The sequence below is a fragment of the Ruegeria sp. AM4 genome, from assembly GCF_056540665.1.
Window position 1 is genome coordinate 119410 of the sequence record NZ_JBQFXD010000010.1, and the last position, 20762, is coordinate 140171.

The following is a 20762-nucleotide window of genomic DNA, read 5'->3' on the forward strand; positions in this document are numbered from 1 at the left end:
CCTTACCTCAGAATGCTCTTGCGTACACGTGGATCAATCACGGCCAGCAGGATGTCCGTGGCAAAATTCAGTGTGACGATTGCGGCTGTCAGCAGGAAGATGATGGCCCCCGCCAATTGCTGGTCGTTCGATCGCGCCAGAGCTTCAAGCAGCAGCGATCCCGCTTCGGTTAGGGTCAGGATCAGGGCGACGATGGGCAACTCATTGAAGATGCGATTCAGGTCAAATCCCAGTGAATTGACAATCGGACCCAGTGCATGACGCGCAGGATAGCGCCACAACAGGCGGCGGCCATAGATGCCGCGCGCAGCTGCGGCGGTGACGTATAGCTTGCCGATTTCGTCCGACATCAGGGCGCGTACGGTCTGCAGCGCAAAGGCGGTCGCGGACCAACCCAGAATGAATATGGGCAGCCAGGCATGTTTCAGCAAATCCACGAATTTGGCCCAGGACCACGGCGCCTCGCGGTATTCAGGGCTGAAAAGACCGGTCAGTGTTTCACCGAAATAGATTGTGGAAAACAGCATCACCATCAGCGCCAGCAGAAAGTTGGGCATCGCCAGGCCCAGATAGCTGATCAGGCGCAGCGAATTGTTGAGGAATGCGTTGTGCGATGCTGCCGAAACAATACCCACCGGGATTGCGATCATGTAGGCCAGCGTCAACGAACCGAGGCAAATCCACAGCGAGATCCAGAACTTGTCACCCAGCAGCTGTGCGATGTTCACACGCAGGATACAGCTTTCGCCAAAGTCGCCCCGAAACGCGCCGCTCAACCAACTGGCCCAACGGGTCAGGAACGGGCGATCAAGCCCCAAGCGCGCGCGCTCTGCCTCGATGTCAGCCAGAGTGATGGCCGAGCCTTGAGTGTTCTTGTAGGCAAGATAGCGTTCGGCACAATCGCCCGGCACAAGTTCCATCAGCGTGAAAACGATGAGGGATACCAATACGAGTGTTACCACGGCCATTACCGCACGGGTGGCGGCAAAGCGAGCGAATTGGAGCATTTCTATGTTCCCGGCTAGCACTTGGAACGGGACGCTGACGCCCCGTTCCATCGTCAAAGATCGAGGGTCAGATTACTCCGATAACCACCACTGTGCGGGGCGGTAGGGATAGGTCCGATAGAACTCATAGGACTGCGTCTTGAACTCGGTAAAGTTCTGCAGATTGTTCGAATGGTAGATCGGTGCCGGGGAATTGACCGTTCCGATGAACAGCAGTTCCGAGGTTATGATTTCGACCATCTTCTGCGCGGCAGCGACCGAGGCGTCCGATCCGGGTGCACTGGATTGATAGGTGTCCAGGGCGGCTTTCAGATCGGCAACCCAAGCGGGCGGCTCGACACCGTTTTCACCGTTCGAACTGATATATTCTGCCCACAGCATCCCGGTGCGGACATCAAAGTACCCGTCAAAGGGCGGCACCCAAATCTCGCCATCACCAAGCACCGAACCGGCAGGCTGGCTTTTGAGCCACATCCCCATGTCCAGAGTATTTGCCGATTGTGCGGCGCGGAATTCATCCGAGGTGACTTCCTTGATGGCGGTGTTGATGCCTACGTCCTTCCAGTTCTGGGCAATCAGTTCCACCAGTTGTGCCGATGCGGATTGAGTCGAGAACTGCCAGTCCAACACAAGCGGGTCACCGTTTGGCAGGTCGCGGAAACCGTCCCCGTTCTGATCCGTCAGCCCGGCCTCATCCAGCAGGGCATTCGCCCGGTCCTGATCAAAGGTGATCTCGTGGTTCGACCACTTCTCGTCGATGAAATCCGGGCGCGGTGAAAAGCCGATATACTGCGTCGGTTCCCCCAGTCCGAATGCGGTAACCTCGTTCAGCTGATCGCGGTCCATCGCAACCGACATGGCGGTTCTGAACCGGATGTCGTTGAAGATGGCTCTTTTTGCCTCATCCTCGGCGGTCACGTTGAAGGTCAGCACGGGATATCCAATCGCGGGCTTCACCTCTAAGGTGTAGTTTCCGCTTTCCTGTCCTTCCAGCAAAACCGGGGCAGACGTAATGTTCACGCCCTGAGATTTGTAGTCCACCTCGCCGTTCAGCAGCTTGAGGTTGCGCACCTCTTCATCCGGGACGTAGGTTTCATCCATTTCCGAGATATAAGGCAGCTGATTGCCCTGCGTATCGACCTGGAAGAAATAGGGGTTGGCCACATAGTGACGACCTTCGGTGCTTTCCTTCACCAGGATATGGCTTTCCAGAGTCGGCATGGTGTCCCTGGGCAATCCCGCCAGCTTGTCGCCCGCAGTCAACATTGGCGACGGAGTGTCCATCCAGTCCGAGTTGCCATAGTAGGCCTTGATCAGCTCATAGCCATTTTCATAGCCCAGTGCCTGCGCGTTTGCGTCGGCATTCTCATCCAGCGCCGGGTGGTATTTTTCAAAGAAGTGCTTTGGCTGGTATGGCTGTACATAGGTGAACGAGAATGTTTCGGTCAGCCCGGGCTTGGGTGCAGCCAGCGTAAAGCGAACCGTGGTATCATCCACAGCCTCGACCTTCATCGGCTCACCGCCTGCCAGTGCGTAATCCTTGGCTTCGGCGATGACATTGGTATCCATCATCAGATTGTCGTACCAGAACACGACATCTGCTGCGGTAAAGGGCGCGCCATCCGACCATTTGTGACCAGCACGCAGATGGACGGTCAGTTGAGTGAAGTCATCGTTCCACTCCCACGATTTGGCGACGTTGGGCACCAAAGTCTGAAGATCGTCGGAATAGCGGAACAGGTTGACATGGCGTACGGACAAAAAGTCCGAAGTGCCGCTTTCTGTGGCGTTGGACAGCGCATCCAGAACACCGCCGTATTGACCGATCGAGTCATATGGCACGATGACCAGCGGCTCGGACGGAAGACGGTCCGCCAGCCCTGGCAGGTCGCCGTTGCCACGGATCATACCGTTCAGGTCACCAATGGCCGGGTTCTCGGCGAAACTCAGCGTGCAGCCGGCCGCCGATTGAAATTCGGACAGGTCAAATTGCTGCGGGAACGCTCCATCGGATACTCCCTGCATATCTGCAACTGTCGCCGCTGGACAATTCGCCCATGCAGCGCCCCCAAGAGTGGCCAGCGCCACGCCTGACATCAGAAGCTTTTTCATGTTTCCTCCCTAAGGATAAGGCCAGTTTCGTTTTTTGTGTGTTTGTGAAACCGATTAGCTGACTGCGGCAACGTCGGTTTTCTTGTTCTTTTTGCCACCTCGGCGAGAGGCGACGTGAATTTTAACCCCTGCATCCTTCAATGCAGCGGCAAAGGGTTTGGGTGGCACCTTGTCGGTCACCAGATCGGTAACCTGATCGAACCGGCAAGCGACATTGGCGGCACGCTCTGCAAATTTTGTGTGATCCGCTGCGACGATCATGCGCCGGGTGTTGCCATGCAACGCGCGCGTCAGTTCAGCCTCCAGCGGATTTGAAGCCAAAACACCGCCCTTAAGCGAGACCGCATCCGCGCCGCAGATGACGGCGTCATAGCTGTATTGGCAGGCAAGTTGTTCGGCAGCGCGACCGAAACTGCCACGTTCGGATCGAATGACCTCGCCGCCAGCCAATATTGCGCGTGTTCCATTGTGATCGGCCAGTGAAGCGACAACCGACAGCGAGTTGCTGACCACAGTCAAGTTCTTTCGGTCGCGCAATTGTTCGGCAACATGTGTCATTGTCGACCCTACGGTGACGAACAGCACCATGCCGTCTTCGACAATATGTCGGACCTGTTTGGCGATAAGCGTCTTTTCCTCGGCATTGTGCTCCAACGCCCCGGAAAACATCGGTGTGTCTTGCGCGCGCGACAGGAACGTGCCGCCATGCACCCGTTCGACCATGTTCTTTTTTGCCAGTCCCTTGACCAGCCTGCGAACGGTTTCTTCGGACACGTCCATGACCTGCGCGATCTGGGTATTGCGCGCCGAGCCCCCGAGCCTTGCCAATACATCAAGAAGTTCACGGCCCCGATGAGGGATGTGATCGCTATCGTGATCCATTTCCGAACTCCACCACAGTCTCGCTTAAAACTCCACAAAAAATGTTTAACTTTTGTGACAATTTTTGTTTTTCTGCCTTTTCCGGTCAATTTTACATGCCGGGCACGCTCTTGCGCACAATGCGGCGCCGCGACTTGGGTCTGGTCACACACCCGACAATCCGGTCCTGCAGGTTTTCAGGACGACAGCGCAATCATGGTAACACCTGCTGCCATCAATACGGCCGCCAAAATCCGCCGCACCGGGTTGCCCTCGGACAAAAACAGGTACCCGATCAGGGCTGCGAATATCACTGAAGTTTCTCGCAGCGCCGAGACAACGCCGAGCGGCGCAAAGTTCTTGGCGTAAAGTACCAGCCCGTATGCGGTCATCGACACCACGCCCCCCATCAGACCTATGGCCCAGGTCCGAAGCGGCAGCGTCAGGATGCGGGATCCTCTGCGCAGGGCAACAAAGCCGACAAGGAATATGTGCAGCACCGAATGCCATGCCCAATAGCTCAGGATGTTCCCCGATACCCTCACGCCCAGACCATCCACAAGCGAGTAGACGGAAATACAGCAACCTGTCCCAACGGCGAATACAAGCGATGCCCGACCAACCCCTTGTCTCAGAACCGACCAGCTTGAGACCTGAATGCCGGTGGCAATCACGGCAATCCCAAGCCAAGCCTGCATCGGAAGATGCTCGCCCGCGAAAATCACCGCCCAAAGCGCAACCAGTGCTGGAACGATGCCGCGGGCAATAGGGTAAACCACGCTGAGATCACCGTGCCGATAGGCCTGGTTCAGCATGTAGAAATACCCAAAATGCACCACGGTACTGCCGGCCAGATAAGGAAGGCTTGCCAAATCCGGCAATGGCAGCACCGCCACCATCAACGCACCCGGAATGACGTGACCCAAGGCGACCAGCCCCAGCGTGACAGTTCGGTCCGTTGCCGTTTTGACAACCGTGTTCCACATCGCATGCAGCAAAGCGGCTGCAAGGATTATCAGAACGATGCCGAAGCTCACTGTTAGAGCGCCTTGGAAAACAACTCGGTGAGGTTTTGTTCCGTCAGCTCAATTGGGTTACCACCGCAAGACGGGTCAATCAGCGCACCTTGTACCAGATCCGGGATTGATGCTTCGGTGACGCCCAGATCAGACAGACCCCGGGGGATGCCCAGGCTGTCGTTGAAGTCCTGCACGAATGCGCAGAAACCGTCAAAACCGCCTTCGATCCCCAAAAATGCGGCCGCCGACTGGAACCGGTCGACAATGGCTGCTGCGTTGAAGTCCAGTACTGCAGGCATGCAGACCGCGTTGGTGGTGCCGTGATGCGTGTTGAATACCGCGCCGACAGGGTGACTCATCGCATGGATCGCACCCAAACCCTTCTGGAACGCGGTTGCGCCCATGGCGGCGGCACTCATCATCTGGGCGCGGGCCTCGATATCGCTGCCATCTGCGTAGGCGCGCGGCAGATACTCCTTGACCAGACGCATGCCCTCTAGCGCGATGCCCTGGCTCATCGGGTGATAATGCGGGCTGGAAAAAGCCTCAACGCAATGGGCAAAGGCATCCAGTCCGGTACCCGCGGTGATGGCTTTCGGCATGCCCACGGTCAATTCTGGGTCACAGATCACCACTGTCGGCAGGACTTTGGGGTGAAAGATGATCTTTTTGGCATGGGTTTCCGAGTTCGTGATGATACTGGCACGCCCAACTTCCGAGCCTGTCCCAGCCGTGGTTGGCACAGCGATAGTCGGCGCGATGGCGTCGGCATTTGCACGCGTCCACCAATCGCCCACATCCTCAAAATCCCAAACCGGACGAGTCTGGCCAGCGATGAAGGCGACCATCTTGCCCAGATCCAGCCCCGAACCACCGCCAAACGCAATGACACCGTCGTGACCGCCTGCATTGTAGGCAGCGACCCCTTTGGTCAGGTTTTTCTCGTTCGGGTTCGGGTCCACCTCGGCAAACAGGCCACGGCCCAACCCGGCGGCGTCTAGAATATCCAGTGTCGCCGCCGTAATCGGCAAATCGGCGAGTCCCTTATCGGTTACCAGCAGGGGGTTTTTCATCCCGGCAACCGCACAGGCCTCGGGCAGTTCCCTGATGCGCCCGGCACCGAATTTGATCGCGGTCGGATACGACCAGTTTCCAACAAGTGACATGTCAACTTCCCTTTGTTCTTTGGGCCTGCCCCGGCGAGGGGGTCTGTCCGGGGCAGGCGTTTCGTCCTTGGCCCGCACCCTTCGCGAGGGGATAGGATTGGGGACGTGTCTGGTTTCTACGTTCAATTCTTTTGCCACGACCGGGCTGGTGCAGACTGCGATCCCAGCGGGCGGCGTATTTCAAAAATACGGGCGGGTCCCTAACGCAACTCCCGTTGTTTCGCGGCCTCTGGGGAGAGGTTCAGCGTTCGCCACGTTCTCAACATCAACAAAATTCCCCGCTTCATCTGGCCACGAAAACCCCTGAGCGCGCGCGGGGCTTGCCACTTGCCCTGGCGGCCTAAGCACGCTCGAACCCACGGGCAATCTCCCAATCGGTTACCACACGCTCGAATTCTTCAATTTCGACTTCGGCAGCGCGGGCATAGTGATCGACAACGGCGTCGCCCATTGCCGCGCGCAACATCGCCGACCCATGCAGCGCATCCCGCGCCGCGTGCAGATTGCCGGGGATCATCCCCGTGTTACCCTGATAAACATCGCCTTGGGTCGGAGGCTGCAACTCCAAGCCTTCCTCGATACCCGCAATGCCCCCAGCCAGCATTCCTGCCATCGCCAGATAGGGGTTCATGTCCGAGCCCGGAATCCGGCACTCGACACGAACGGCTTTGGAGCCATCGCCGCACAGGCGGAAACCTGCGGTGCGGTTGTCTACCGACCAGATGATCCGCGTCGGCGCAAAGGTCCCCTTCATGAACCGCTTGTAGCTGTTGATGTAGGGGGCCATGAAGTAAGTGTAGTCGGCGGCGTATTTCAACAGCCCCGCCATATAGCTTTTCATCAGCTCCGACATGCCCAGCTCATCGTCCGCGTCATAAAACGCAGGCTTCCCGTCGGCCCAAAGCGACTGATGCACATGGCTGGAACTGCCAACCTTGTCGTGGTGCCATTTCGGCAGGAATGTCGCTGCATGGCCATGCTGCCAAGCGATCTCTTTCACCGCATTCTTGGCGATCGAGTGATATTCGGCCGTGTCCATCGCGGGTGCGTATTGGATGTTCAACTCTTCCTGCCCGGTCTCGGCCTCGCCCTTCGAGTTCTCGACCGGAATCCCCGCGTTCCACAGGTGATTGCGGATCGGCCGCATCACATGCTCTTCTTTGGTGGTTTGGAGAATGTGGTAATCTTCGTTGTAGCCCGAGATTGGCTGCAGATCGCGGAACCCGTCCTTGCGGATCGCATCAAAGCTCTTCTCGAACAAAAAGAACTCCAGCTCGGTTGCGCACATCGCGTCATAGCCCATCGCCATAAGGCGGTTCACCTGTGCTTTTAGAATGGACCGGGGTGCATGCGGGACCTCTTGATGGGTGTGGTGGTCCAGCACATCGCACATCACCATCGCCGTGCCCTCCAACCACGGCACGAGGCGCAAAGTGTCCAGATCCGGCTTCATCACATAGTCGCCATACCCCCGCTCCCAGCTGGATGCGGCGTAGCCGTCTGGTGTCGCCATCTCAAGGTCGGTGGCCAGAAGATAGTTGCAGCAATGGGTTTCTTCCCAGGCGCCCGCCACAAAATGGCCTGCGTGGAAGCGTTTGCCCATCAGACGGCCCTGCATATCGACCATACAGACCAGCACGGTGTCCACTTCACCAGCGCTCACCTTAGCTTTCAGGTCGTCGAAGTTGAGAGTCCCGCTCACGATGCTTCCTCCTTGATCGCGATGTCGTTGAGCGTCTGTCGCAGCGACGCCAGTATTTTCTTTTCCCTTGGGGAAGTCAGTCTATCCCGGTGTCGTCATCCTTTGACCTCGGTATCTGCGTCTTTTTCCATTTGCGGCATTTCTTCAATCAGGCGCGTTTCCAGCAATTGCCCGTTGCGATACAGGATCGGGTAGGCCACCGCCGCGATGTGGCTGTTGAACTCGCGGAACGCGCGCAGTGTTTCCAGGTGGATATCGCTGGTCTCAAAGCTTTCCGTACTGCCATGTTGCAACCGTCTGAGGTGGCGTTTGCGGCTGTCGCGCTCGGCCCGTTTGATCTCGGTCTTCTCAAGGCTCAGCAACCGAGCGCTTTCCAGATCGTCCGAGATCAGGACGTTGGAAGCTAGTTTCAGGTTGGCCAGTATGCCCTCGTGCATTTGAACCAGTTCGGACCATCCTTCTTTCGAGAACGAGGCACCTTTCTTGCGCATGTCACCGGCCAGGACGGTCAGGCGCTTGGCAACAACGTCGCCGGCGGTTTCAAGACGGATCGCGTATTCCATCAGATCCCGGGCCACTTTGGCGTTTTGTTTTCCGAATTCCTCGGCCGGTATGGCGGCCACGTATTGGCGGATGCCTGACAGGCATTCGTTCACATCATCGTCCATGTCCCGGACGGCGCGTATCTGCTCTTTGTCGCCGCTGCGATACAGTTCGAGCGTCGGCCGGAACATTGCACCGATCAGATCGCTCATCCGCAGCAGCTCGCGCTTTAGGCTTGAAAGCGCCTGGTTGGGGCTGCCGATATCGCGCATGTCCAGCGTACTTTCCGGGCGCCCGAGCGGCATCTTGGCCTGCTCGGTCCTGGGTTCGGGCAATAGCCGTTCGAACGGGGCGCTCAGGCGTCCGCAGAAGGGCAGCGCCAACACCAGCAACGAGGCGTTGAATGCCAGATGTGCAAGGACCAGCATCTGCCCGCCCTGAAGATCCCCCAAAATACCCGCGCGCAGCGCCGCCGTGGCGGCGAAAAGCGTGATCACCGCCCAACTGCCGCGCAGCGCGAGATTGGCGAATGGAATACGTCTGGCAGGCAGCGCCATTCCGCGAGTCAACCAGACCGGAATGAAGGCCGAGCCGAAGTTGGCCCCCAATACCAGCGACAAACCAGCCGCAAACGGAAGTGCGCCGATCTGAACCAGCGTAACGCACATCAGAATCGCCGCGACCGATGAATGCATGACAAAGGCCAGCGCACCTCCGACCAGAAACGCGGTGATGTAGTCGCGGGCCAGATAATCGGCGATGGCAGGAAGGAAGGCGCTGTCGCGGATCGGATCCATCGCCTCGCGCAGGAACCGCAGCGAGATCAGAATGAACGCCACCCCCAGCAGGATGCGCCCAAGTTGCCTGGGCTTTTTGGCGTCAGTCTTTACGAACAGGTATCCGCCGACTGCCAGCAAAAGCGGCACCAGCCAGTCCAGCTTGAACGACAGGATCTGAACAATCAGCGCCGATCCCAGATCGCCGCCCAGAACCATGGCAAGACCAGCTGGAAAACTCAGCAAACCACCCGCAGCAAACCCCGAGGTCAGCAATGCAACCGCTGCCGAGCTTTGCAGCACGATCGCCATCGCAACACCTGCCATCGACGCCTGTACATGGCTGCGCTGGCCTGTCATCACCCGCTGGAAAGACGCCCCGTAGCTGCGTTCAATGCCCGTGCGCACCATGCGCACCGCATAAAGCAGCAACATTGTCGCTCCGGCCAGGCTTATGAGGAAACTGACGATCGCCATGATCCTACCCGTTTACCATATCCAGCATCTCGGCGTGCAATTCGGCCGTCGCGGCAGAGATTACCCGACCGTCCGACTTTAGGTCGAGCGGCTTGCCATCCCAGTCGGTCATCACTCCGCCTGCGGCTTCGACAACGGGAAGAACCGGAAGAAAATCATAGGGTTGCAGGTCATAGTCAATCACCGCATCCACATGCCCCGCCGCTAGCAGAGCGTGTGGGTAGCAATCATAAGCGAAACGTCTGGTCTGTCCGGATTGCATGAGCTTTGCGAACAAATCTGGATTATCGCGGTAAATCTTGTCCCCTTCGTTCACGAACAGAATGGACTGATCCAGCCTTGTCTGGTTTGACGCAGTGATCGCTTCGCCATTCAGCGTCGCGCCCTGACCAGATACGCCGATGAAGACTTCGTTTATCGCCGGCATACCGATTACTCCGATATCCGGTTTTCCATCGAGCAGGTGCCCAAGCAGAAAGCCAAAAAGCGGATGACCCGAAAGAAAAGACCGGGTGCCATCGATCGGATCGATGATCCAGACTTCGCGGTTGTTCAGCCCTTCAAAGCCGTGCTCTTCTCCAAAGATGCCGTGATCGGGGAAATGACGCCCAAGATAGGCGCGAACCTGCGCTTCAACACCCTTGTCAGCCTGCGTAACTGGGCTTTCATCCAGTTTGAACTCGACCCCCAGCCTGCCACGAAAATAAGCGCGGGCCGCGGTGTTGGCCAAATCAGCGATCTTCATCGCATGAGACACCAGATCCGCCGTCTCGGCTGTTTGTGAGTTCTTAGGAGTCTGCATCCGGTTCCGTCCTGTCTAAATCTGGATTGCGCGCCCCAATTGGCCAGCGCGCCATCCCCGAAAATCCGGACTTTCGATTACTTGCGGCATCAGAATCCCACATCTCGGCTCCAATACACGCAATAATCCCACAAAATCTCTCCAACACAACTGGCAAAATCTGTTTTTATTTGTTTACTTCATTTTTGTGTGGATTTTTGAGGGATCATACCGTTCCCTCACGACGCAGATTGCGGTGGCACGATTTTGACAAGAGTCTGATTGGGCTGCCAACCAAAACCTTGGGGTACAGGAACGGGACTCGATGAGCGACAAGCAGAACGTTCTATTTGTGATAATCGATCAAATGCGTGCAGATTGTCTGTTCGGAGGTTTGGCCGAACATGTTGATCTGCCCAATCTGCGGGCGCTGATGGACGAAAGCGTAACGTTCTCCAGACACTTCTCGGTCACCAACCCCTGTGGACCGTCGCGCGCGTCAATATTGACTGGCCAATATTCCATGAACCACCGTTCGGTGCGCAATGGGACGCCACTGCGCCACGACATTCCAACGATCGCCAGCGAGATGCGCAAGGCAGGATATCTGCCGATGCTGTTCGGATATACCGATACCTCGCAAGACCCCCGTACATTTGACGCCAATGACCCGGCACTCAGATCCTACGAATTTCACATGCCCGGGTTTCAGGAAATGCTCGAAATGCGCATGGAGATGTCATTTCCCTGGCGTTCGCACCTGAAAAACCGTGGCTACAAGTTCGACACCTATTCCGAGGTCTACAAACCGGTCTCGGCGGATGGCACAACGCCAGCGCTGAACGACCCGGCGCTTTACAAGGCCGAGGACAGCGATACGGCGTTCCTGACAGATCGCTTTCTGGAATCAATGCCCGCCTACGCGGACGGGGAGCAAGGCTGGTTTGCGCATCTGACTTACCTGCGCCCGCATCCACCGCTGGTAGCGCCCGCGCCCTACAACCGGATGTATGACCCGGACACATTGCCGATGCCGACGCGGCTGGACGCACCCGAAGCCGAAGACGCCATACATGGCTTTCTTGCAGCCACCCGCGCCAACAGCACGGTTTCCGGATTTGTCGAAGGTTTCAACGAACTCGAGCCGACAGATGAAACGGTGGGCATCCTGCGCTCGATCTATCTGGGGCTCGCCACCGAAGTTGACCACCATATCGGACGTGTCGTGCAGTTTTTGAAAGACAGTGGGCAGTACGACAACACTCTGCTGGTTGTGACCGCAGACCACGGAGAGATGCTGGGTGATCGTCACAGTTGGGGCAAGATGTCGGTCTATGACGCAGCCTATTACACGCCCCTGATCATACGAATGCCCGAAGGTGGCAGAGGGGTGCGCGTTTCCGAGCCTACGGAATCCATCGACGTAACACCCACGATCTTGGAATGGGTCGGGCAACCTGTACCGGATGCGATGAACGGGCGGTCTCTGCTGCCGTTTCTTCGAGGCGAGGGGCCTTCGAACTGGCGCAAGTACTCGTTCTCCGAGCTCGATTTTGCGGATCCGCTGGAGCCAACACGCTGGCAGCGCGACTTGGGAACCGAATTGGCCGACTCTTGTCTTAGCATATTGCGGGATGATCGTTTCACACTGGTCATGTTCGCAGCGGATCTGCCGCCGCTGTTGTTCGACGGGTCCGGCCAAGGCGAATTGAAGAATGTCGCGGATCGCGCAGAGTATGCGGAAACGCTGGCACGCATGACCCGGGAAATGCTGCGCCATCGAATGAGGCACATGGACAAGACGCTATCCAATTGGATGATCACATCCGAGGGCCCGCGCCATCCAAGTGCTTCAAAGGCTTAAACACCGTCAGCTGTTGGGCGTTGCCCAAACAGGGCCGATAGCACTGTGCTCGATTGTGGGCCGAACGAACACCCTACGGTGCTTCATCTAAGAAAGTAGATCCGACCGGCCTCAAGCAGCGGGTCTATTCGTTTACCAGCCAGCTCGGTCGCGAAGAAAAGCCCGGGGTTCACTGACCAAAGCGTTGCCAGACTTGGTCGCAATACGCGGACTGGGCCGACGCCAAGCGCACCACCTCGATCGTCAGCGCTTGTGAGGGCAACACGTCGTCAACACGCACAAGCTGACCCCCTGCCAAAGGCTCAGAGACCAAAATATTTGGCAGCCAGGCCACGCCGATACTTTCCCTGGCGTATTGCAGCATGGCCAGCGTCAGCGCCGTCTCGGCGCGGATCACGGGCGCGGTACCTTTTGGCAATTGGGGCGCGATTTTTCGGGCGAAGACCTGACCAAGAAAAACCTCAGGCGGGTAGCCGATTATTGGCGGCGTCGTACCAGCCACGTCGTCGCGCATCTCTGGTGCGCAGACCGGCACCAGAATATCCGTTCCCAGCGTCTTGGCTTCAAAGGCGTTTCCAAGGTCGCGCGTGTCATCCCCTGGAATGGCGTACATGATCGCAAAATCGACGTCCTTTGAAATCAGATTCAGCAGGCATTCGTCCTGATTGCCTGACCGTACATGAACCGAGATATCGTCCTCTTCCGTCAGATTGCGAACGATCATTGGCGAAATCGTTGCGGTAAGCGCATGTTGGCACACAAACGATAAGGACATTCCGGCCTTGTCGTTCGCTATCTTAAGCGTGTGCCGCAACTTGTGCAGCCGCGTGCTGAGCTCGCGCAGTTCGGGTTCCAATTCCTGAATGCCCGGCATTAGGGACACCGGTTTGCGGCGGCGGTCGAACAGGGTTGCGCCAACGCTTTGCTCAATGAGCCGAACCCGACGCGTGAAGGCAGATTGTGTCAATAACCGCTTTTCTGCGGCCCGCGTCAAAGACCCGCTGTCCAGCACCGCCAAAATGTCGTCAATCCACTCAAGTCGCATGCATTCTAGATACTGCGAGGGCGCACAATATGCAATTCATGCAATATACCCGCAAGATTTCGAATTAGATGTGCAGAGGGTCAGGCGATAAAATGACAGAAATTGATATTAGGAGTCGCCAAATGCATCTCGCCCGCTTTCCTCGTCTTCACCTCGCCCATCTTCCGACACCGCTTGAGCCTATGAAACGGCTGTCCAAGGAACTGGGCGCCGAAATCTGGATCAAGCGCGACGATTGCACCGGCATGTCCACCGGGGGAAACAAGACCCGCAAGCTGGAATTCCTGATGGCCGAGGCCGAAGCGCAGGGCGCGGATATGGTAATGACGCAAGGGGCCACCCAAACCAACCATGGCCGCCAGACCGCCGCCTTTGCCGCCAAACTGGGGCTTGATTGCCATATCCTTCTGGAAGATCGCACCGGCTATCAGGACGGGAATTACAACACCAACGGCAACGTTCTGCTGGACCATCTGCACGGTGCAACGACCGAGAAGTTTCCCGGTGGTCACGATATGCCGGGAGAAATGGAAAAGGCTGCCGAGAAGAAACGTGCAGAGGGCCGCAATGTCTATGTCATTCCCGGCGGCGGCTCGAACCCAACAGGCGCGCTTGGCTATGTAAATGCTGCCTTTGAGCTGCTGGGGCAGGCCAATGACAGCGGGTTGCGGATAGATCGGCTGGTGCATGCGACCGGCTCTTCGGGAACGCAGGCTGGGTTGGTAACCGGCATGTGCGCGATGAATGCGCAGGTGCCGGTACTGGGAATCGGGACGCGGGCGCCGCAGCCAAAGCAGGAGCAGATGGTTTACGACCTTGCCTGCAAGACCGCCGAAAAGCTGGGTTGTGCAGGCGTCGTAAGGCGCGAAGACGTGGTGGCCAATACTGACTATGTGGGCGAAGGCTATGGCCTGCCGACAGAAAGTGGCATCGAGGCGATCCAGATGTTTGCCGAGTTGGAAGGTATTCTGCTGGACCCTTGTTACTCGGCCAAAGGCGCTGCGGGTCTGATCGATCTGGCACGCAAGGGTGAATTCAAAGACCAGCGCGTCGTTTTCCTGCATACTGGCGGTGCGGCAGCTTTGGGAGGCTATGACTTTGCGTTCGACCACAAAAACCGCTGGGTGAATATCTAGGCAATGACGCAGCGACCGATCGGCATCCTTGGTGGCATGGGCCCCGAAGCCACCATCCTCCTCCAGTGTAAGCTGCTGGAGGCGGTGCCGGTGAGCGATGATCGAGACCACATCCCGCTGCTGATCGACATGAACCCGCAAGTGCCATCGCGGATTTCTCATCTGGTTGACGGTGTAGGTGAAGATCCGGGGCCAACGCTTGCGGTGATGGCGCGCCGCCTTCAGGATGCCGGGGCTTTGGCTTTGGCGATGCCGTGCAACACCGCGCATCATTATTCCGGGGCGATCACCGATGCAGCGACCATCCCGCTTTTGAACATGGTTGAGCTGGCGGCAGATCACGCCGCAAATGCGATTGGGGCAGGGCGGTGTATCGGCATGCTCGCCTCGCCTGCGGTGCGCCACACGCGTCTTTTCGAAACGGCCTTGCAAGCGCGCGGGTTATCGACCGTCTGGCCGACAAATGACGACGCAATGCTGATGGCGATCCGTAGGATCAAGATTGACGGCCCGTGCAAAGAGGCTCGAGCGACTCTGCAAGCGGCGTCCGAAACGTTGATCAACTCAGGGGCGGATCTGCTATTTGTCGCTTGCTCCGAGTTCTCTCTCATTGCCGACAGCATCTCCAAAGAGAGCAACTCAGTTGACACCATCGATCTTCTGGTCGAAGCGATTATCGATTTTTCACGGAACGGCTAACCTATCGGGGCAGCGCACAGGACCATGCGACGCTTGAATGGTCGTATTGGTTCACAAACGTTCCCAAATCTGCTGTGCAGTCTGATCGAAGTTTGCAGGATTGGAAAACGCCGAAATGGTCATGGTCGCACACCACGCATCATCACCGATTGGCACCAGCAATCCTTGATCGAGTTCCGACGAAATCGCGGTTTCTGGCATCCAGGCGAATCCGCTGCCGGTCATCAGTCGGCGCTTGATGGTTTCGACCAGACTGTCGACATAAATCGTCTCGGTATTCTGGGGTTTCCGATCGACGGTGTTTTCGACGACCATGCCCAAAAACGAAGACCGATCGTAGGCCAAATAAGGGATAGGCGGGCCGTCCTGCCTGCCCAGATCCCACCCCAGTCGACGGACCGGTTCGACCGCCGCCACCGGCACCAAACGATCCTTCAGCAAATCCTTACGCTCGAACGCGGCTTCATCGATCATGGGCGAGACCGAGTGGTGATAGTAGCACAGCAGGAAATCCACCGCGCCTTCAACAAGAAGATCACAGCAGGTGCTCAAAGAATCGGAAAGAACGCGCGTGCGCAAATCAGGGATTTGTTTCTGCAATTCTTCTACGCGAGATGCCAAAAAATTCACCGCTATGGTGTGTAGCACAGAAAATCGGATGAACCGACTGTCGCCACGGTCAGCGTCCCGCAAGGATTGACGAGACTCCGACAGCTGTGAAATTGCCGTCAGCGCAACGGGCAAGAACTGTTTTCCGGCCTCGGTTAGTTGCACAGGATAGGTGGCGCGATTGACCAAAGGCAACCCCACCCAGCTTTCTAATGCTTTGATTCTGCGGCTGAATGCGGATTGCGTGATATTGCGTTCATCAGACGCGCGGGTGAAGTTCAAGGTTCGGGCAAGGCATTCGAAGTCGCGTAACCAATTCAGATCCATTGGATGTTTCCACCTGCCGGTAAGTGCATTCTCTGAACATACGTCAATCTATGCAAAATCAGAATAGTTTAATGAAATGTTCGAATTGGCTCTGAGAATTGCTCTTGATCTAGACTTCCAAGCAGGGTCAGGCGGTTGGTCTTCCTTTCAGACTTCCGTCCAGAGTTGCGGCCGATGACATGCTGGCACGACCCTATTGCGCGATAGGAAAGTCCAACCACGGAAAAAACGACGCCGAAACACGGCGCAATTCAACAGAGGAGAAGACCATGAGAACCAAGCTGAAAACATTTGGCCTTGCGGCTGCGGTCGGCATATATGCCCTGCCCGCATTCGCGGCTGAAGAGGTCAAGATCGGTGTGCCATCCTGGACCGGTGCCCAGGCCATCGCCCATGTGTTGGGCGCGGTTGTTGAAATGCGCATCGGGGGCAAGGTGGAGTTCGTGCCCGGCAACAATGCCACGATCTTTCAGGCGATGGACCAGGGTAAGGGTGATATCGACGTGCATCCCGACGTGTGGCTGCCCAACCAGGAAAGCTTTACCAAGAAATACGTCGATGAGGCTGGCACGGTGACCTTGTCGTCGAACCCTTATGAGGGCAATCAGGGTTTCTGCGTCAGTAAAGATTTTGGTGAGGCCAACAACATTACCGACATTGCTGACTTGGGACGCCCAGACGTAGCCGCGCTCATGGACAGCGACGGCAATGGCAAAGGCGAGATGTGGATTGGTGCACCGGGCTGGGCCTCGGCGAATGTGAACGAGGTGAAGACGCGTGACTACGGATTGCTCGATTTCATCGAGCCGATCCGCGCCGAAGAAAGTGTCAAGACAGCGCGGATCAAGGACAGCATCGCCAAGGGCGAGGGTTATGCGTTCTATTGCTATAAGCCACACGCAGTCTGGTACATGTTCGACGTCCAGATGCTGACCGAACCGACATTCGACCCGGCAAAATACGTGATGATACAGCCCTCGGACGATCCGGATTGGTACAGCAAATCCAATGTGGCCACCAAGGATGCGCTCAAGAACGTGCAGATCGCCTGGTCCAATACACTGGGTGATCGCTCTCCGGTGATTGCTGAGTTCTTCGCGAATTTCGCTCTGACTGCGGACGATGTCAGCGGGTTTGCCTACGAAATCAGCGGCAAAGGTCGCGATCCGGCAGAGGTCGCTCGGGAATGGGTCGAAGCGAACCCTGATCGCGTCGACGCCTGGCTGGGTCTTTAATCTCACGCCCGAAACAGGGTGGCGGCACTACCTGGCGCCACCCAATAAAAGACCTTTGGGGGACCCATGAGCGACGATACCGTTATCGAAATTTCGAATGTTTGGAAGATCTTCGGCGCCAAACCTGAGGTGGCGCTTGAAGCCATTCGCGAACGAGGGCTGAACAAGGCGCAGGTGCTTGCGGAATATAACTGTGTTGTCGGTGTTGCGGATGTCAGCCTTTCGGTCAATCGCGGTGAGATCTTCTGCATCATGGGCCTGTCCGGCAGTGGGAAATCCACTCTGGTCCGGCATTTCAACCGCCTCCTGGAACCCACGGCGGGCAAGATCGAAATCGAAGGCACAGATGTGATGGCTCTGGGACCGAAAGAGCTTCAGCAGTTTCGCAACAATAAGATCGGAATGGTGTTTCAGAACTTCGCGCTGATGCCGCACAGATCGGTTCTGGACAATGTGGCGATGCCATTGGAAATCCGACAGGTCAGCAAGAACGAGCGTATGCGTCAGGCCGCCGCCATTCTTGATATTGTCGAGCTAGGTGCATGGGGGTCGAAATTTGCGCACGAGCTGTCCGGCGGGATGCAGCAGCGTGTGGGATTGGCGCGGGCGCTGGCGGCAAACCCGGACGTGCTTTTGATGGACGAGCCGTTCTCGGCTCTGGATCCTTTGATCCGGCGCCAATTGCAGGATGAATTCATCCGGCTCAGCAAGATCCTCAAAAAGACCACGATATTCATCACCCACGATTTGGATGAGGCCGTTCGCATCGGTAATCGGATCGCCATCATGCGCGATGGCAAGGTCGTCCAGATCGGAACCGCCGAAGACATCGTCATGAACCCCGCCGACGACTATGTCGCCGATTTTGTCGCCGGTATTTCAAGGCTGAAAGTGGTGCGCGCCCATGCGGTTATGCGCCCGATACCCGAGCATGTTGCCGCCCATGGGCCATTGTCAGCTGACGCGCCACGCGTGAATGAAGGCGAAAACCTGAGCACGCTGATCAATCTGGCGATCGACAACAGCAACGCCATTCTTGTCGAAGATGGCGGCGTCGACGTCGGCGTCATTACTCGCGCGGACCTTCTGCGCACCGTGATTGAAGGGACCGAAGTGTCATGAGCACCTCAGACGTGAACCCCCTGGAAGATACCGAAAGCGAAGCGGCGCTGGCCTATGCCGAAGAGCGGCGCGAGAACATTCGCACCTTTGTCCGAACCAACCCGGACTATTACATTCGAAATTTTGACAAGATCGGTGCCTCGTCACGCTTTACGCCGACCTTCAACTTTATGGCGGGGCTGTTTGGTCCGGTCTGGTTCGGTGCGCGCGGATTGTGGTCATGGGCGCTGCCGTTTCTGATCATCGAAACAATTGCTTATGTGCAGATCGCGCGCGGAATGTTTGGTGACCTTGCCGCCGATGCCATGGCGCGTATCGCGTCTATTGAGGGCACGCTGGAACTGCGCCGCCAACAGCTTGCGGCTGCTATCGAGAACAACACAGACAAGGTTGATGTCTATCAGCGCACGGTGGATTCGCTGGAGGCAAATATCGACGGGATCCGCGCCGAGGCCGAAGCGCTTGCTGCCGAAGGACCATATATCGTCCTGACAGGTCTTGTCCTTCTTGTCATCGTCAAGGCCGTACAGTCTCAGGTCGCCAACTGGGCACTTGAGGCGCGGTTTTCTGATTGGCTTTCGGATCGGTCGATCCGTTCGGCGATGCCGGTTTCCCAGATCGTGTTCAGCGCGATTTTCATGCTGCTGATCGTTTCGGCGGCGATGATGCATTACAGCTTTCCGGGCCGGTTCTCGCTTCTCAGTCATTTTCCCACTGACCCGAACATCCGCCTGACCAGTATCACTTGGGTCGAGGAATTTATCGCATGGTGCGTGCGTAACAGCGTGGCTTTCTTTGATGGTCTGACCTTTGGAATCCGTGCCCTGCTTGATGCGCTTGAGGTCATTCTGGTGCAGACGCCCTGGGTCGTGATTGCCAGCCTGATCATTCTGCTGACCTGGCTGACTGCGGGCATAAGTACGGCAATCTATTCGGGGGCGTTTCTGGCCTATATGGGCCTTCTGGGGTTCTGGGAAGGTGCAATGACTACGCTGGCTTTGCTGGGGACAGCGGCCTGCCTTTCGATTGTCATTGGTATCCCGCTTGGCATGTTTGCAGCGCGACGTCCCAGGTTTTACGCCTTTATCCAGCCGATCATGGATTTCATGCAAACCATGCCCGCTTTTGTCTTTATGGTCCCGGTGATCGCGTTTTTCGGCGTCGGCAAGCCAGCCGCTGTTGTTGTGACGATGATCTTCGGCGGAACACCCGTGGTGCGTCTGACCGTACTTGGTTTGCGCGGGGTGCCCGAAAGCGTGCGCGAAGCGGCGATCAGTTTTGGGGCCAACAAGTGGTACCTGCTCACCAAGGTTGATCTGCCACTGGCAAGCCCATCCATTCGCGCCGGGATCAATCAGACAATCATGCTGTCGCTGGCGATGGTTGTTGTGGCTTCGCTGATCGGCGCAAAGGGGCTGGGCGAAGACGTGCTTGAGGCGTTGCAATATGCAAACGTGGGGCAGGGTATCCTTGCCGGGTTCTCGATCCTGTTTTGCGCCATGATCCTTGACCGAATTGTGCAGGGCGGGCGCAAATGACACCGATTGTTTTTGTCCATGGGTTTATGGGCGGCAGTCGACAATGGGATGCACAGGTCGAAGCCCTGACAGATCATAATGTCGTTGCACTCGATTTGCCGGGATTTGGCGACAACGCCCAGCTCGAGGTCATCAGCAGTATCGCTGGCTTTGCCGACTGGGCGTTGGGCGAGTTGAAATCGCGCGGCATCCGCAGATGTCACCTGGTCGGCCATTCGATGGGCGGAATGGTTGTGCAAGAGATGATTGCCCGCGCACCAGAGCTTGTTGACCGGTTGGTTCTATATGGTACCGGGACAGTTGGCGTCCTGCCGGGGCGGTTTGAAACGATCGGCACGTCGAAACAGCGTGCTTGCGCAGACGGCGCAAAATCGACAGCGCGTCGCATCTCGGCGACTTGGTTTCTGGCGAGGGAAAAGGCCGAGGCATACGAGGAATGCGCCACAATTGCCGAACAGTGCGGCCTGCGCGCCATCCTCGCAGGGCTTGATGCGATGCAATGCTGGATCGGAGCTGACCACCTGTCAAAGATCGACGCCAAAACACTGGTCGTATGGGGAGATAAGGATCGCACCTATCCCTGGGGCCAAACCGAAAAGCTGTGGCAGTCAATTTCCGATGCCAATCTGGCTGTAATCCCGCAATGCGCGCACGCGACCCATCTGGAAAAGCCCGCTCTCTTTAACTCGATTCTGTCAGATTTCATTTCAGCCAGATGAGCTGTGCGTATAGAAGCGTTTGGT

The 20762-nt window shown here is 57.1% G+C and carries 17 protein-coding genes; 7 read left to right on the forward strand and 10 right to left on the reverse strand.

Translation table 11 applies throughout. From position 1 onward, the window contains the following. Positions 1-2: 2 nt before the first annotated feature. The 8 genes from ACR0JA_RS17410 to ACR0JA_RS17445 all read right to left on the reverse strand — a co-directional run bounded on the left by ACR0JA_RS17410 (position 3) and on the right by ACR0JA_RS17445 (position 10465). On the reverse strand, positions 3-1007 hold the full coding sequence (locus ACR0JA_RS17410) for an ABC transporter permease (RefSeq protein ID WP_480577716.1): 1005 nt from the start codon (positions 1005-1007) through the stop codon (positions 3-5). Between the two features lie 72 nt (positions 1008-1079). Continuing rightward, positions 1080-3119 carry an ABC transporter substrate-binding protein gene (locus ACR0JA_RS17415; RefSeq protein ID WP_480577719.1) on the reverse strand — a complete coding sequence of 680 codons (2040 nt, stop codon included), beginning with the start codon at positions 3117-3119 and terminating at the stop codon, positions 1080-1082. 54 nt (positions 3120-3173) lie between these two features. Further along, entirely contained in the window at positions 3174-4001 is an 828-nt protein-coding gene (locus ACR0JA_RS17420; protein ID WP_480577722.1) for a DeoR/GlpR family DNA-binding transcription regulator, read from the reverse strand. A gap of 176 nt (positions 4002-4177) precedes the next feature. Beyond that, positions 4178-5017, reverse strand: coding sequence for an EamA family transporter (locus ACR0JA_RS17425; RefSeq protein ID WP_480577724.1), 840 nt, complete (start codon positions 5015-5017; stop codon positions 4178-4180). A 2-nt stretch (positions 5018-5019) separates the two neighbouring features. After that, complete coding sequence (locus tag ACR0JA_RS17430) at positions 5020-6165, reverse strand: iron-containing alcohol dehydrogenase (RefSeq protein ID WP_480577727.1); 1146 nt, start codon at positions 6163-6165, stop codon at positions 5020-5022. Positions 6166-6505: 340 nt separating this feature from the next. Next, positions 6506-7867 carry a glutamine synthetase family protein gene (locus ACR0JA_RS17435; protein ID WP_480577730.1) on the reverse strand — a complete coding sequence of 454 codons (1362 nt, stop codon included), beginning with the start codon at positions 7865-7867 and terminating at the stop codon, positions 6506-6508. Positions 7868-7962: 95 nt separating this feature from the next. Then, entirely contained in the window at positions 7963-9663 is a 1701-nt protein-coding gene (locus ACR0JA_RS17440; RefSeq protein ID WP_480577733.1) for a Na/Pi cotransporter family protein, read from the reverse strand. 4 nt (positions 9664-9667) lie between these two features. Beyond that, positions 9668-10465 carry an inositol monophosphatase family protein gene (locus ACR0JA_RS17445; protein WP_480577736.1) on the reverse strand — a complete coding sequence of 266 codons (798 nt, stop codon included), beginning with the start codon at positions 10463-10465 and terminating at the stop codon, positions 9668-9670. A gap of 304 nt (positions 10466-10769) precedes the next feature. Here ACR0JA_RS17445 and ACR0JA_RS17450 point away from each other — a divergent pair, with 304 nt between their 5' ends. Continuing rightward, the gene (locus ACR0JA_RS17450; protein ID WP_480577739.1) at positions 10770-12308 is read left to right on the forward strand and encodes a sulfatase-like hydrolase/transferase; all 1539 of its coding nucleotides are present in this window, start codon (positions 10770-10772) and stop codon (positions 12306-12308) included. 169 nt (positions 12309-12477) lie between these two features. On the opposite strand, the gene ACR0JA_RS17455 is transcribed toward ACR0JA_RS17450, so the two are convergent. Further along, positions 12478-13353 (reverse strand): LysR family transcriptional regulator, encoded by an 876-nt coding sequence (locus ACR0JA_RS17455; RefSeq protein ID WP_480577742.1) that lies wholly within the window; start codon positions 13351-13353, stop codon positions 12478-12480. Between the two features lie 122 nt (positions 13354-13475). Between ACR0JA_RS17455 and cuyA the strand changes: the two genes are divergently transcribed. Both cuyA and cuyB read left to right on the forward strand, forming a co-directional pair. Beyond that, positions 13476-14489 carry a D-cysteate sulfo-lyase gene (gene cuyA, locus ACR0JA_RS17460; RefSeq protein WP_480577745.1) on the forward strand — a complete coding sequence of 338 codons (1014 nt, stop codon included), beginning with the start codon at positions 13476-13478 and terminating at the stop codon, positions 14487-14489. A gap of 3 nt (positions 14490-14492) precedes the next feature. Continuing rightward, positions 14493-15188 carry a cysteate racemase gene (gene cuyB, locus ACR0JA_RS17465; RefSeq protein WP_480577748.1) on the forward strand — a complete coding sequence of 232 codons (696 nt, stop codon included), beginning with the start codon at positions 14493-14495 and terminating at the stop codon, positions 15186-15188. A gap of 51 nt (positions 15189-15239) precedes the next feature. Here cuyB and ACR0JA_RS17470 read toward each other — a convergent pair whose 3' ends face one another. After that, positions 15240-16124, reverse strand: coding sequence for a LysR family transcriptional regulator (locus ACR0JA_RS17470; protein ID WP_480577751.1), 885 nt, complete (start codon positions 16122-16124; stop codon positions 15240-15242). Positions 16125-16393: 269 nt separating this feature from the next. On the opposite strand from ACR0JA_RS17470, the gene ACR0JA_RS17475 reads away from it, so the two are divergent. From ACR0JA_RS17475 to ACR0JA_RS17490, 4 genes are all read left to right on the forward strand, one after another. Next, a complete protein-coding gene (locus tag ACR0JA_RS17475; RefSeq protein WP_480577754.1) occupies positions 16394-17359 on the forward strand; it encodes an ABC transporter substrate-binding protein in 966 nt (321 codons plus the stop codon). A gap of 66 nt (positions 17360-17425) precedes the next feature. Beyond that, the gene (locus ACR0JA_RS17480) at positions 17426-18481 is read left to right on the forward strand and encodes a quaternary amine ABC transporter ATP-binding protein (protein WP_480577756.1); all 1056 of its coding nucleotides are present in this window, start codon (positions 17426-17428) and stop codon (positions 18479-18481) included. Continuing rightward, entirely contained in the window at positions 18478-20019 is a 1542-nt protein-coding gene (locus ACR0JA_RS17485) for an ABC transporter permease (RefSeq protein WP_480577759.1), read from the forward strand. The genes ACR0JA_RS17480 and ACR0JA_RS17485 overlap by 4 nt, the downstream gene beginning before the upstream one ends. Then, the gene (locus ACR0JA_RS17490; protein ID WP_480577762.1) at positions 20016-20738 is read left to right on the forward strand and encodes an alpha/beta fold hydrolase; all 723 of its coding nucleotides are present in this window, start codon (positions 20016-20018) and stop codon (positions 20736-20738) included. Before ACR0JA_RS17485 ends, ACR0JA_RS17490 begins: the two co-directional genes overlap by 4 nt. Positions 20739-20762 lie beyond the last annotated feature (24 nt).

What these genes read in the sequence shown, in the direction of transcription:
- ACR0JA_RS17420 (WP_480577722.1), bottom strand. Translation starts at nt 4,001, where the DNA reads ATGGATCACGATAGCGATCACATCCCTCATCGGGGCCGTGAACTTCTT.
- ACR0JA_RS17440 (WP_480577733.1), bottom strand. Translation starts at nt 9,663, where the DNA reads ATGGCGATCGTCAGTTTCCTCATAAGCCTGGCCGGAGCGACAATGTTG.
- ACR0JA_RS17415 (WP_480577719.1), bottom strand. Translation starts at nt 3,119, where the DNA reads ATGAAAAAGCTTCTGATGTCAGGCGTGGCGCTGGCCACTCTTGGGGGC.
- ACR0JA_RS17480 (WP_480577756.1), top strand. Translation starts at nt 17,426, where the DNA reads ATGAGCGACGATACCGTTATCGAAATTTCGAATGTTTGGAAGATCTTC.
- ACR0JA_RS17485 (WP_480577759.1), top strand. Translation starts at nt 18,478, where the DNA reads ATGAGCACCTCAGACGTGAACCCCCTGGAAGATACCGAAAGCGAAGCG.
- ACR0JA_RS17450 (WP_480577739.1), top strand. Translation starts at nt 10,770, where the DNA reads ATGAGCGACAAGCAGAACGTTCTATTTGTGATAATCGATCAAATGCGT.
- ACR0JA_RS17475 (WP_480577754.1), top strand. Translation starts at nt 16,394, where the DNA reads ATGAGAACCAAGCTGAAAACATTTGGCCTTGCGGCTGCGGTCGGCATA.
- ACR0JA_RS17455 (WP_480577742.1), bottom strand. Translation starts at nt 13,353, where the DNA reads ATGCGACTTGAGTGGATTGACGACATTTTGGCGGTGCTGGACAGCGGG.
- cuyA (WP_480577745.1), top strand. Translation starts at nt 13,476, where the DNA reads ATGCATCTCGCCCGCTTTCCTCGTCTTCACCTCGCCCATCTTCCGACA.
- ACR0JA_RS17410 (WP_480577716.1), bottom strand. Translation starts at nt 1,007, where the DNA reads ATGCTCCAATTCGCTCGCTTTGCCGCCACCCGTGCGGTAATGGCCGTG.
- ACR0JA_RS17490 (WP_480577762.1), top strand. Translation starts at nt 20,016, where the DNA reads ATGACACCGATTGTTTTTGTCCATGGGTTTATGGGCGGCAGTCGACAA.
- ACR0JA_RS17470 (WP_480577751.1), bottom strand. Translation starts at nt 16,124, where the DNA reads ATGGATCTGAATTGGTTACGCGACTTCGAATGCCTTGCCCGAACCTTG.
- ACR0JA_RS17445 (WP_480577736.1), bottom strand. Translation starts at nt 10,465, where the DNA reads ATGCAGACTCCTAAGAACTCACAAACAGCCGAGACGGCGGATCTGGTG.
- cuyB (WP_480577748.1), top strand. Translation starts at nt 14,493, where the DNA reads ATGACGCAGCGACCGATCGGCATCCTTGGTGGCATGGGCCCCGAAGCC.
- ACR0JA_RS17430 (WP_480577727.1), bottom strand. Translation starts at nt 6,165, where the DNA reads ATGTCACTTGTTGGAAACTGGTCGTATCCGACCGCGATCAAATTCGGT.